This is a genomic window from Leeuwenhoekiella nanhaiensis (assembly GCF_002744755.1).
Taxonomy (GTDB): Bacteria; Bacteroidota; Bacteroidia; order Flavobacteriales; family Flavobacteriaceae; genus Leeuwenhoekiella; species Leeuwenhoekiella nanhaiensis.
In genome coordinates, this window is sequence record NZ_KZ319314.1 from 1 (window position 1) to 11748 (window position 11748).

At 39.9% G+C, this 11748-nt stretch carries 13 protein-coding genes; 3 read left to right on the top strand and 10 right to left on the bottom strand.

Going from position 1 to position 11748, the window contains the following annotated elements; translation table 11 throughout:
- The first annotated feature begins 128 nt into the window (after window positions 1–128).
- A complete protein-coding gene (locus tag CJ305_RS18705) occupies window positions 129–1343 on the top strand; it encodes a tyrosine-type recombinase/integrase (RefSeq protein ID WP_099647786.1) in 1215 nt (404 codons plus the stop codon).
- 8 nt (window positions 1344–1351) lie between these two features.
- Complete coding sequence (locus CJ305_RS18710) at window positions 1352–1615, top strand: hypothetical protein (protein ID WP_099647787.1); 264 nt, start codon at window positions 1352–1354, stop codon at window positions 1613–1615.
- 10 nt (window positions 1616–1625) lie between these two features.
- On the opposite strand, the gene CJ305_RS18715 is transcribed toward CJ305_RS18710, so the two are convergent.
- From CJ305_RS18715 to CJ305_RS18760, 10 genes are all read right to left on the bottom strand, one after another.
- On the bottom strand, window positions 1626–2249 hold the full coding sequence (locus CJ305_RS18715; RefSeq protein WP_099647788.1) for a hypothetical protein: 624 nt from the start codon (window positions 2247–2249) through the stop codon (window positions 1626–1628).
- An 81-nt stretch (window positions 2250–2330) separates the two neighbouring features.
- A complete protein-coding gene (locus tag CJ305_RS18720) occupies window positions 2331–2909 on the bottom strand; it encodes an N-acetylmuramidase family protein (protein ID WP_099647789.1) in 579 nt (192 codons plus the stop codon).
- Window positions 2910–3674, bottom strand: coding sequence for a hypothetical protein (locus tag CJ305_RS18725; RefSeq protein WP_099647790.1), 765 nt, complete (start codon window positions 3672–3674; stop codon window positions 2910–2912). It lies immediately after the preceding gene.
- Between the two features lie 48 nt (window positions 3675–3722).
- Window positions 3723–6224: an SGNH/GDSL hydrolase family protein gene (locus CJ305_RS18730; protein WP_099647791.1), complete on the bottom strand. Its 2502-nt coding sequence runs from the start codon at window positions 6222–6224 to the stop codon at window positions 3723–3725.
- Window positions 6224–6730: a DUF6712 family protein gene (locus tag CJ305_RS18735; protein ID WP_099647792.1), complete on the bottom strand. Its 507-nt coding sequence runs from the start codon at window positions 6728–6730 to the stop codon at window positions 6224–6226. The genes CJ305_RS18730 and CJ305_RS18735 overlap by 1 nt, the downstream gene beginning before the upstream one ends.
- Entirely contained in the window at window positions 6717–7883 is a 1167-nt protein-coding gene (locus CJ305_RS18740) for a phage portal family protein (RefSeq protein ID WP_099647793.1), read from the bottom strand. Before CJ305_RS18740 ends, CJ305_RS18735 begins: the two co-directional genes overlap by 14 nt.
- A 33-nt stretch (window positions 7884–7916) precedes the next feature.
- A complete protein-coding gene (locus CJ305_RS18745; protein ID WP_099647794.1) occupies window positions 7917–8540 on the bottom strand; it encodes a hypothetical protein in 624 nt (207 codons plus the stop codon).
- On the bottom strand, window positions 8540–9139 hold the full coding sequence (locus tag CJ305_RS18750; RefSeq protein WP_099647795.1) for a hypothetical protein: 600 nt from the start codon (window positions 9137–9139) through the stop codon (window positions 8540–8542). Before CJ305_RS18750 ends, CJ305_RS18745 begins: the two co-directional genes overlap by 1 nt.
- 39 nt (window positions 9140–9178) lie before the next feature.
- On the bottom strand, window positions 9179–10246 hold the full coding sequence (locus CJ305_RS18755; RefSeq protein ID WP_099647796.1) for a hypothetical protein: 1068 nt from the start codon (window positions 10244–10246) through the stop codon (window positions 9179–9181).
- 56 nt (window positions 10247–10302) lie between these two features.
- Window positions 10303–11430, bottom strand: a complete 1128-nt coding sequence (locus CJ305_RS18760; protein WP_099647797.1) for a head maturation protease, ClpP-related — start codon at window positions 11428–11430, stop codon at window positions 10303–10305.
- 75 nt (window positions 11431–11505) lie between these two features.
- On the opposite strand from CJ305_RS18760, the gene CJ305_RS18765 reads away from it, so the two are divergent.
- Window positions 11506–11748: hypothetical protein (locus CJ305_RS18765; protein ID WP_143469421.1), on the top strand; the 243-nt coding region annotated here is incomplete at its 3' end.

The window sequence follows — 11748 nt, forward strand, 5'->3', positions numbered from 1 at the left end:
CGGTCACAGGTTCGAATCCTGTCGCGATCACAAAGGTCTAACCCCGCACCACAAAAGGGGTTAGCCTTTTTAAAAAGAATTTCTTCAACACTCGTCAGCGGTCAATAGTTAATCCAAAAGTTAACACAATGACTAAACGACAAAGATTACTCCTGTTAAATGGTTGCAGTGTAAGCACACCATCGGTCAATCCAAAAAATTACAAAGAGGGCGGCGTAGAACTGCTCCAGAAAGATTGGTACATTCAATATCGCTTTCGGGATCCTAAGCATTCTGTTGCATACCCAAAAGGTAAACTTTGTATTATCAAGGGAATGAATAAATATCAAACCCTGAAGGATAGGAGGGACTATACCGCAATTTTACTGGAAGCTGAATTGCAGGAACTGAAAAACGGTTGGAATCCAATCACTAAAGTTCATATGATCAATGAAGAGATTGAAGCCGGGAAACTACTACCGCAAACTCCATTCATTGATGCATTTTTTATGGCTCTTGAGAAGCTTGATATAACTGAAAAGCACAGAAAGCAGGTTAATTGGTTGATCATTCGTTTGGAAAAAGCAGCTGTAAAACTTAAGTACCGGCAATTATCAATCGATGATCTTACCAGACGTCAACTGAAAGAAGTGTTTGAGCTCTGTAAAATGCCGGCAAACTATTATAATCATTCTAAAAGATATATATCTTCCCTTTTTACTGAATTAATTGAATACGAGTGCTGCGATGTTAACCTGGCGCGGGATATGAGATATCAAAAAGTAATCAAAAAGCAACGAGAGGTACTTTTACCTGAAGATCTTGATTGTGTTATGGCCTACCTTAAAATCAATTACTATGAGTTTTGGCGCTATTGCAAAATATTTATGCTTTCCGGTGCCAGGACTTCTGAGTTAATGAGATTGAAATACGGTCAGGTTGATTTACAAGCTCAGGAATTCACTGTTGTAATTAGTAAAGGTAAGAGCAAGAAAGAGGTTAAGAAAGTCATTCTACTGGGAGCTATAGAATTATGGAAAGAGTTGCTTGATATTGCCAAACCGGGTGAATATATTTTCTCAAAAGGATTGGTGCCTGGCACAAAAAAGATCAACGATGATCAGGTAAGTAAGCGATGGTACCGCCTCGTTAAAAATTCGGATCAGATTAAAGGACCGGAAGGCGATCCTCTTAATATCACAGCTGATTTCTACAGCTTAAAGCATACTTTTCTGGATAGTCTGCAGACTGATCAAGCTCAAAAGCTGGCATCACATACCAGTGCAAGAACTACAGCAATTTACCAGGTAAACAAAGAGAAACGCGACCGTGAAGAACTAAAGAAACTCCGGATTGTTGTTTAAATTTGGATATGATCTATTATCGCTTTGTTAATTATGACATTGATGCTATCAAGACCATTCTCGAAAGTATGGGAAAGGTGCGTTTTGAAAAGTCATTGCCCAATCGAGATCATAAGCCTACTAAAATGAAAAACTTCAAGCTGGTGTGGAACGGCAAAGTATGTGAGGTTTGCTATTTGTTTCCCGGAGATACGCGATACACCAAACTATTTCACATCAAGGAATATGAAATGCCTGAAACTGGATGGGTTTGGGAAAATTATCGTAATTGAATGCGATAAATCAAAATATCGACTTTAAAAGCGATTTTAATTTGAGTATGATTGCTGCGCGTTTGTAATAAGAGTAACCGGCCAGTGCAACAAGAACCACTATCCAAAACAAGGACCATGATAGACTGTCAAGCCAATTGCCTTTATCACTATCAACATTTACATCAAGCTTATCGGTTTCATTTTCTTGATTGTGATTTAAATCAATAGCCTCAGAAGCTTCAGCATGCCAAACTTCTTTTTTAATAGAAGTTGTGGTATCGGTCTTGTTAGTTTTAGTCTGGCTGTTTGATTTGGAACCGCGCACATTTCGGCCTTTAATGTTCAAGGTACCGGTGCTGTCAATACCTATGCTGAGCTCAAAGTCTTTATCCTGATCAATACTTTCAAAATCAATGTTGTCGGCGATGCTTTGTATTTGCTCATTGGTGATTTTGGTTGATTCTTCAAGCGTTTCCTTTTGCTCTGATGTCTCGCGCTTAATCTGCTCGCGAAGTTCGGTTTTGGTTTTTTCCTGCTCACGTGATTTTTCACGCTTGCGCGTACCACAGGAACTGGCCAGCATTAACAGCCCAATCAAAAAAGCAATTGCAGAAATTCGCCAAACAAATTTATTTATAGCGTAAGTTTTCATTCGTATTAAATTTTTATGTAGCTTTTATACGATTAAACAAAGGGGAATCTTTGAAGCCAGTCGACCCTACTAAGACTGGCTTCATTGTTTCTTAAATCCAATGTAGGCCGATTCAAGTTTAATGTCATACCGGTTCTGAGCGTACCCCGGACCATTATATCCCCGCGCGAAAGCTTTCCAGTTTTTTGATCTCAGGTGTCGTAGCAGGTTATTCACCTCGCAATATTTGATGAACATTTGGAGGTTTTGAAACTCCCCGGTACGTAAGAAAGATACAAAGTCAAACACGTCTTTAAATCCTAATTTTTCAGCGTGAAATCCCATAATTTGAAATGCGCCCCAACTGCATGAACGCATTGCGGCTTCCTCGTCAATTTCAATGGCACGTTTCAGCCTGTCGTATTCAGCCAGACCGCCTTGATAATGCTTACTGGTCCAATCTTCATAGAGAATGTCTTCTTTGCCTTGAACGTGATCCTTTGGGTCTATTCCTTTCTTTTTGAGTTCACGCCAAAAGACGTGACCTTCAAACAGGATCTTTAGACTGCCGTCCTTAAAAGTGGCTTTCCCACGCGCCTCAACCTCGTTGACTGCTTTTATCGCTGCTACTTCTATATTTTGCTCTTGGGCTATCTGGCTATATTGCTTTTCCGTGATCATCTACCTGTTTTTTAAATGTTCCGGCACATCGTAAATCAATGGCTTAATTAGATTTGCAAAACGTTCCATTTGCAGACGGATAAGATCTTCATTGGCGTATGGGTTTGATATATTCCAGTGTATGGCTATAAACCAGCGGCTGCTATTCGTTTCTTTAATGTAAATGAAAGCGGTGCTTTTGCTGCCAATACTTTCGTGAAAGGCTTTCTCACGGCCTTTCCAATAATTATCAACCTGGGTAACATCTGGCACATACACAAAATCATTTTGCAGGGTTTCCCGAAGCATCCAGAGCGCACCGGTGTAAACCGGCTCAGATTGATAACTGTCCTGTATTTCTGAAAGGGATGACCATTTAACCGTGACCATCGGGTTGTTTTCAGGAGCCAAAGGGTCGCCGTGGTCGTGTAGCTTAAAAAGTGAGATCTGGGTCTCGCCTTCAAAATACCGCTCATAACGCTGGCAGATATCGCGTATCTCAAGCTCATCGTCTAGTGATTGCTTCCAGAACTGCGCAGCCTTAACTTTATTGATACTATCATTAAGACGCTCGCGTTCTCTTTGTATTTCAATCTCTACATCACGGCGCTCAAATGATTGATCAATGACTTTATCAATTGTATTTTTCATTATCCAGATACCCACCAGCAGCACAATGGCACCGGCTAAAAATACCTGAGCGATTTTAGGCAGGGTTTTGATCCAGGCAAAAAAAGCAGGTATGCTAGACCAGGGTGAAGGGGTTTGGGATTTATCGTTTTCCATTTAAAAATGCGGGTTTGGCGTTCATTGAGTTATGATTTATTTAATTATCTACCCGAATCTATTAATCAAATTAATAGCCAAATAATTTGACCATAATTCGCACAATTCATACGAAGGATGTAAAAAATCACCGGTTTGACCGTTTACATCTGCCTTATACAATTTGTAGTTAATCTCGTTTAATCCGCAATCATTACCGTAATCTATAAAAGTTATGTTGTAGTAAGCGCAAATGCTTTTTATAATATCAGAACCCGCTTGCATATTTGCTCTTGTGCGATTTGCAGAATCTTCCTGCGTGTAGATATTAGGGGGAGTGTCTATAATGATTTTAACCTTTGGATTTAGGCTATATGCGTGTTGAATACTGAAATTATAAGCCCCGTAAAGGTTTGTTAGATCTGTACTACTTATATCCCCAGCAAGAACAGCAGAACCATAGTTGCCAATGTCATTCACTAAATGGCTGATGTATAAAAAATCAGGAGGGTTGGTATCACCCAAAGATGCCATTTTTGTTTCGTAGGAAGCTGTACCACCTGCCGCAACTGTTCTGGTTAAGCCTAGATTTCCACGGTCAACAATATAAGAAGAACTTACGCCTTCATTTATCATTGTCATTCCCGTTTTCAATCCAACTTGAGCAATATAACCACGATCAATACTAGTCCATTGCTGCAAAAATGAAGTTCCTAAACATAACATTTTCTTGCCCACTAATCGATTTAAGCCAGAAAAAACATTAACAGGGAATTGTCTGTTTTCATCAATACCAACCACTCCGTTTTTTTGATTTATTGATTTAGCAGACAAAGCGATGTCCGGTAAAATATCTACTATCAATTCAGGAGTAAAGGTCTGAACTCGTGTAGGCGCAATAAAAGTACCTTTATTATTGATGTTGCTGATACCAGCTGAAAAAGATCCGTAAAAGGGCTGATCTGTACCACTTGTTACCCTTCTAGATAATGCCTTCGATGTATCGTTAGCACCATAAGAAGAAAATACACCAAATCGCATATTTTCTTTTATGGGTATAGCGGTTTGCAACTCATAATTCTGCAATCCTGCTTTGTTAGCTAGCACTTTTTCTGAAATAGAAGCTATATTTAAAATACGACCACCATTTGAGGAAACACCTAAATCGTATGCTGTTACAAGGTAGACATATCTATTAGTTGTGTCATCGCCCTCCGTAGGTGTAACGTCTCCTGTAAAATCAGCTTTAAAAGTGCTTATGTAACCGTCAATAGGCGAAATAGCCAGACTAGGAAAATAAGCGTTTGCAAATGAATTTAAGGAACTTCTTGAAAACGCAGAAAAGTCATATTTATTAATGTCTTTTTGAATTGCAGAACTAACTTGTGATAAGGTTGTTTCATTAATAAATTTCTCAACCTTATCAACTACATAATAAGCATTTACAACAAAAAGGAAATCTATCGGCTGACTGCTTGTTGTAATCGTTTCGTCAATGTTTGTGCTTACCGATGAAGACATGTTTCCACCAAAAGAATCTACACCCGTGTTTATATAACCAAATGTATTTGAGCCAGCAGATTGAACAGCAACACCAAAATACAAGTCTGCTTCGGTAACTTCAAATGGTGTATCTAATTCAAAATAAACCGATCTATTTGAACCTGTTGTTATAATTGAAGGGGTTGAAAAAATACGAGTATAATTGTTTTCGCTATTTTTTCTAAATATCTGAAAATAAGATGTTCTCTGATCTGAAGATTGATAGTAGTATGAAAATGATTTAACAGATTTTCCTACCTCTAAAGATGTGAAATTAATAACAGTTCTAGTTCCACCACCTGGGAAATCTGTGACTGAACCTAGTCCGGTATCTATAACAAAAGCGGCTGCATTTTCAAATGAGGGTGTGTTAATGATGTTATCAACTAAATCAAAGGTCTGTTTAGCTCCTGCGGGTTCTGTTGTTGACGATGTTGAACTTGGTGCAACAGGTGTAGGCAAAGTAGGTGCAACAAACCCAAAAGGATAAACCGTCTTAGTCCAAACGTCACCTTTCTTGTTAAGAATAGTTTGCGAGTTTGTAAGTTCACCTGCAGAAACCACAATAGCTGCACCTGTGTTATCCAGCAAACCGGTATAAGTACCGGCTTCACCGGCATTGTAGTTACCATCTACGGTAGGTGCTTCAAAACCACCGTTACCATCCGGTAAACCCGCTATGAATAGCGTACCACGTATGCCAGTTGCCATCGAGTCAATCTTTTGATCAAGATCTTTGGCTGTACCCTCATAACCATCTTTGTCAAGCTTTCCGGTCACGTCTGATGGGCTGATTCGATTAAGTATTATATCAATTACTGATGATATCAGTTCTACTTGCGTAGCAGATGTAACACCATCAACCGTAACATCTGAAAATTTAGTCACCGGCAATACTTCAAAGCGGCCATCATAAGCTGAAACAATACGAATTGAATCTGATCCAGCTGGTACCGCAACAAATATCTTTTTATACTTGATTCCGTTGATTGAGAATGTATTGCTATCTATGTTTACTATGGCTACCATTAGCTTATTTTTGATATTCTGAACTTACCAGGTCGAGACGTGCTGCACCCGGTAGCCCAAAGTGGATAATCTGTTGATTTTCTGTTTAAGAAGTTCGCAACCTCAAACCAGTATTGCATGGCTGTATCACGATCCTTTGTGTGAATGTTACGTTTGCCCGTATCAGGAACCGGTGTACTGTCCTGATTCGATTTTTGAACCAATCCAAAGCCTGTATCGGTGTAACTACCGAAAAGAATGTATCTGGCATAAGCGAAAATGCTCAATACCTTTTTTAATCCTGGATTGTTGTACGTGTTATCGCCGAATGTGTACTCGCCACCATCCATCAAATCCACATACTTTGAATCTGTGGAGTTTTTTACAAGATCCTGATACAGACGCTCACCCAGTAATGGCCGTAAGTCTAAATACTGAGCATCCTCAATGTGTGGATTGATCTTATTGTCCTTTACGCTGCGACTGATCTCACGATAATTCTCTATGTCTTGCTTATTGATCAACATTGGCGTTAGTTTGTGCGATTAACGGTATCAATTTCAATTCAGCTTCAGGCTTATCTGCGTGCAAAGCCATAAGCTTTCGCACAATCTCTTCTACCATCATTCGTTCATCAGAAGTTTGTTCCTGATAGAAGGTCTTCATTTCACGAATAGCCTCACCAGATGATGAGAATAGGCTCTTGTCAGTAGGTCTAATCAGCATAGGAGGGATGCGATAGGATATGCAAATGTTATTGCTTACACTGTTTTCGGTATGGGCAAATAGCTTGTCGTTTATGTTGGCATCGATGTTCTTAATGAATATCTCATCTTCAAGCTTGTCACTTTCAAGTTCTAACTCGATATGCATAACACCATCAACATTCTCAGCGCCAACAAACTGTTTGACGGTCTTACGAAATGCCTCGCGCTCTGATTTCTGTTCTTGTATTTCCTTTGCCTGAGTTTCCTTGTCAAGATGCGGATCAACCATCGGTTTGGTCACAAACAAGGTTTTACCAAAGAAGCCCTTGCGAAGGGATGTATTCTTGAAAACACCGGCTTGCTTTTCAGAATCAGCATCATCCAGGCACGGATGAATAGGTGAGAGCGGATAAATGTATTTGCCAGCCTTCCAGTAAAAGATCTGGCCATTGTACTTCTTAATACCTCCGGCTGTGTTTACCTGACTTGTAACGACCTTCTTTTTAGGGTTGAAGAAATCAACCTTACGTGCCTTTTTAGCAAGTTTAGAATCTTTCCAATCTGAGCACACCAGCACTTTGCCAACATTCTTATCATCATCCTCTTTACTCAATCTACAGTCAGGAAACGGTAGCACCTGGAGCGTACTAATTTCATATAGAGAATTGTAGTTAGCGTGAATATAAACACCATTGTGTTCTGCAATACTATCGGCAATATCCTGAGTAAATTGAAGTAGGGTAGTACCTTTCTTTTTATTGACTATAAGTTTATTGAGATCGTCTCCAAAACCTTTACCAGACAAGAATGAAGCCTTGGTATCTTTGCACGCCAAAGCAGTCACAGAATTAGCGATACGGCTTTCAACAAGTTCGGGGTAGTTGTTATCTACCCCGTTGTTGTGAATACCATACGCCTTGTCAAATTTTGCGACTCTCTTGATGATCTCGATAAAGGCTGATTTAAGGCTCATTATGTGCTTGGAGTTAATCTATTAGCAAAAAGGTTATTCAGTTACTTCAGGCTCACCAGCATCGTCTTGATCACCGGCATCGGTATCAGTATCATCACCATTAGCATCTGCAGCTGGCTCAGTTGGTGTTTTTACAGCTTCCGCTTCTTTATCTAAAATGGCCTGTGCTACTTCACCTTTGTTGGCATAGCTTTTACCATCCAGCCCAAGAGCATCAGCTTTCTCATTAAGTTCTTTGCGCTCAAGCTTAAGAAGTTCTTTAAGAGCATCGTCACCAGTTACTTCAGGCTCACCAGCATTTTCAGGGATTTGCTCAAAGAGCTCTTCGCCACGCTTGTGGTTCTTTAGCAGGAAGTCACCTTGTTTTTTTGTTATGGTGCTATTACGCACAAATGTTTGAGAGCCAAATTCAAGCGGAATGCCTTCATATTTAGCCTTTAAAATATATCCGGAATCGTTTTTTGCAGTTCCCATTGTGTTTAGGTATTTAATGAAATTGTTATAGTAGTCATCCAGACATCGCTGGCAACCGGCATTGATCATATCCGGCTGAAAGGTTTGCTGGTATTCCTTCAGGAATCGGCTTAAATAGCGATTACCATTCTCATCTGTACCGGTGAGAATGGTAGTCTTATCTATTTCGCGCCAGTCGGTCATTACGGTGCTACGGTTGCGAACTTGTTACCAAATGCAGTTAGCGTAGTATCGTAATCGGTATCAAGAACCACACGTGGAAGATCGTTCTCAAGCATACCATCTTTGGAAGCCATCTCAAGAAGTATTGCACCATCATTCTCATTTGAATTGATGGTCATAACATTCAGATACATACCGGTATCCCAACCTAAGATCAGGAAGGCATCTTCAGACGAAGCACCTTTGTACTTGCGGTTAACAACGGCCATATAGCTTTCGCCTTTTCCAAGCAAATTAGCCTGCTCAATGTTAACAGCTGAAGGTGAAAGGATACGCCCACGAATACCGTGACGGTGTTTGTCAAGCGTTTGATCATCCCCAGGCACAAACTCAGAGTTCATTCCGTTGGTTTGCTTCACGCCTTCAAGTAAGTATCCAGAAGTACCAGCTTTCAACACGAGATCAGTAATGATCATTTTGTTGGTGGCATCAATTGTGGAAGCCGTCTTGTCAACGTTACTATGTGGAATAAGCAGAATATCAGATTCAAGACCTGCAATCGAAATATGATCACAGTTAATTGTAATATCTGCCGTTAATTTTTCGGTTAAACATCCCATTGTTTTGGAGTTTTAAGATTATACAATAGCCGAAGCCGCTTAGTAAGCGGCCACGGTCATATAAGGAAGCAAGTGCTTCACATCCAACTTAAGATCAAAGTCGATGTAGTTGGCTTTGTCTTTTTTCTCATACCAAGACTCAAGGTTGTCAAGGTCAGATTCAGACAAGGTACCTACAGGAATGTTTTCCTTAACGGTAAGGATCGCACGGTTAGGAAGGTTAAACTTGGTACCATTATCCTGATAGCTGCGGATGTTGTTATCCCAGTCGTGACGTACTTTGATAGGAATACCGCGATACGATCTTTTAGTGATACCATCCTGAGTTTCCTGAAGTGAAAACACAATTGATTTATTCTCAAGAGTGTCCTCGTAGTTTTGCCACATTTCGCGGGTAACTAGGAATTGAGGTTGAGCACCTTCTTCAAGAGCCTCGAAGAAACGAGCATCCATCTTTTTGTGCATTGCACGGAAGATTCCAAGAGCTTCATCAGCTGCAAGTGCCTGAGCTGCATAAGATGCACCGGCATTCTTGCTAATTTCAACGTAGTTCGCTGCGCTGGTAGGAATTTCAGCAAAGATCTGCTTGAAAAGTCCATCAATAGGATTGAAGTACTTCACGTTAGTACCGTCACTGATCACACCGCCACCGGCTACGTTATCAGCAGCCGTGTCACCAAACCAAACCAAACGGTTTTCCATTTTGGTAAGAGCTTGCTCAAGTTTTGCGATGATCACACCAAACTCTTCAGAATCGATACGGTCGTAGAAGTCTGGATTCATACGCTGCGCTTTGCGGAATAGCTTCAATAAGCTATTGATGTCGATCGAGCAGTGCTTAAGACGGTCACCGATGATTACAGGGTCCCAGAACTTTTCAGTTAATGGGATTGATGTGCCGTTTGGATTACGATCACAAGAGGTGATCTTTTCACCCACAAGACCCATATTCCCGATGAAAGGAATTTGTTGCTTATGGTTAATACCGGTCACGATGTCGTGATATTCAGCTAGTGCGCCGCCGGTAATGGTTCTTTTAAAAATAGCTTCAGAAACCTGTGAGGCTTCCTCTGCGTTCATTGTAAGGCCTGTTAAATCTAATAACATTTTGTTCGTTTTTGATTAATGAATGAATACAAAGTGTGTTCGGTCATCAAGGTTGATTACTCCTTGTCTTTAAAGACCTTACGTGATTTTGTTGTTTTTTCAGGGTCCTTTCTGTTTTTGGGATCGGTGTCGAAGTCAGACCCTATCGACTTCTTAAGCTTTTTAAAATCAGCCTGCATCGTTTCAACCATCTTTTTGGTTGCTGCAGTATCTGATTCTAACTTCTTATTAGCCTTTTGCAAAGCCTTGTGCGCTTTTTTCTCAGCTGCAAGATCTTTCTTGAGTTGAGCGTTTTCAGTTTGCAATTGCTGCATCTCTTCAGAATCGTCACCACCTTCATCAGCTGGTTTGATTTCAGTAAGTGAACCAGCTGCAAAAACGTAAGTTTCACCGCTTGGCATTACGTGTTCCCCTTCAGCAGCTGCACCGTCAATAGTTGCCTTATCACCAACGGCCGGTGTATCATCTTCTTCAAGTTCTGTGAAGTCGATCTCAACACCATTGGCATCGACCACCATTTTCAACTGTGGTGCACCGTCATTGCCAAAGAACTTGTTGAATGCACCTTCAATGCTTTTCATCAAGCCGTTGACTTTCTTTTTGTTGTCATCTTTTTTAGACATCTTACTAGATTTTGGTTTATACTTAGCCACGGCTCTCATAGCAATAGCTATTTCGGTTATGAAGCCTTTTTCCAAGGTTTCTTCTGGAGTCATGAAAGTTTCAACTTTCATTAATTCCAAAGCTTCTTCTTTAGTGATTTTGGTTTTTGCCGCGTAGAAGTCAGCAGCTTTATGTTCATCCTTTTTCAAGGAATCTGCATATTTTTGGATGTCAGCACTTTCACCAGAAACCATACCCCAGGGCATATGAATCATAAATTCTGAATTGCTGGTCATTATGCGAGTGTCACCGGCTAATGAAATAACGGTACCAATGGAATAGCAAACGCCTTCAATGACTGTAGTGATTGGTTTGCCTAAGCTTCTAAGGAAATCGTGTATGGCAAAACCTTCCCAAACAACACCGCCAATAGTGTGAATGTGAACCTTTACGTCTTTACAATCCTTTTGTGCGTCGTATTGTCTTTTAACGTCTGAAAGGGTTACAATACCATATTCGCTTGAGTTCTTATCTTGAATCCAACCAATCTCGCCGTAGATGTAAATGTGTGCTGTCTCCATTTAAAAACGAAATTAGGTAGGCAGATAAGCTATTTATTGCAATAATCTTGTCAATTTTTTAACCTATATTTGGATATGATTTTTATATTAATAATAGCATTAGTCCTTTGTGTAACACTATGTTATTGGTGGGTTAAAGCTGTAAATGCTTTTTTTAGACTCTTTTTACCAAAAGAAAATCCCTATATAAAAATTCATCAAGCTAAAATTAAAAATGATAAAACCTATTCTGAATACTTGAAATGGTTAGATAAAAATGGTGGTGATATACCTATTGATAAAGAACTAACCAAGGAAGAAATTTCATTTCAAAAAAAA

What these genes read in the sequence shown, in the direction of transcription:
- CJ305_RS18705 (WP_099647786.1), top strand. Translation starts at nt 129, where the DNA reads ATGACTAAACGACAAAGATTACTCCTGTTAAATGGTTGCAGTGTAAGC.
- CJ305_RS18730 (WP_099647791.1), bottom strand. Translation starts at nt 6,224, where the DNA reads ATGGTAGCCATAGTAAACATAGATAGCAATACATTCTCAATCAACGGA.
- CJ305_RS18760 (WP_099647797.1), bottom strand. Translation starts at nt 11,430, where the DNA reads ATGGAGACAGCACACATTTACATCTACGGCGAGATTGGTTGGATTCAA.
- CJ305_RS18740 (WP_099647793.1), bottom strand. Translation starts at nt 7,883, where the DNA reads ATGAGCCTTAAATCAGCCTTTATCGAGATCATCAAGAGAGTCGCAAAA.
- CJ305_RS18725 (WP_099647790.1), bottom strand. Translation starts at nt 3,674, where the DNA reads ATGGAAAACGATAAATCCCAAACCCCTTCACCCTGGTCTAGCATACCT.
- CJ305_RS18720 (WP_099647789.1), bottom strand. Translation starts at nt 2,909, where the DNA reads ATGATCACGGAAAAGCAATATAGCCAGATAGCCCAAGAGCAAAATATA.
- CJ305_RS18745 (WP_099647794.1), bottom strand. Translation starts at nt 8,540, where the DNA reads ATGACCGACTGGCGCGAAATAGATAAGACTACCATTCTCACCGGTACA.
- CJ305_RS18710 (WP_099647787.1), top strand. Translation starts at nt 1,352, where the DNA reads ATGATCTATTATCGCTTTGTTAATTATGACATTGATGCTATCAAGACC.
- CJ305_RS18715 (WP_099647788.1), bottom strand. Translation starts at nt 2,249, where the DNA reads ATGAAAACTTACGCTATAAATAAATTTGTTTGGCGAATTTCTGCAATT.
- CJ305_RS18750 (WP_099647795.1), bottom strand. Translation starts at nt 9,139, where the DNA reads ATGGGATGTTTAACCGAAAAATTAACGGCAGATATTACAATTAACTGT.
- CJ305_RS18735 (WP_099647792.1), bottom strand. Translation starts at nt 6,730, where the DNA reads ATGTTGATCAATAAGCAAGACATAGAGAATTATCGTGAGATCAGTCGC.
- CJ305_RS18755 (WP_099647796.1), bottom strand. Translation starts at nt 10,246, where the DNA reads ATGTTATTAGATTTAACAGGCCTTACAATGAACGCAGAGGAAGCCTCA.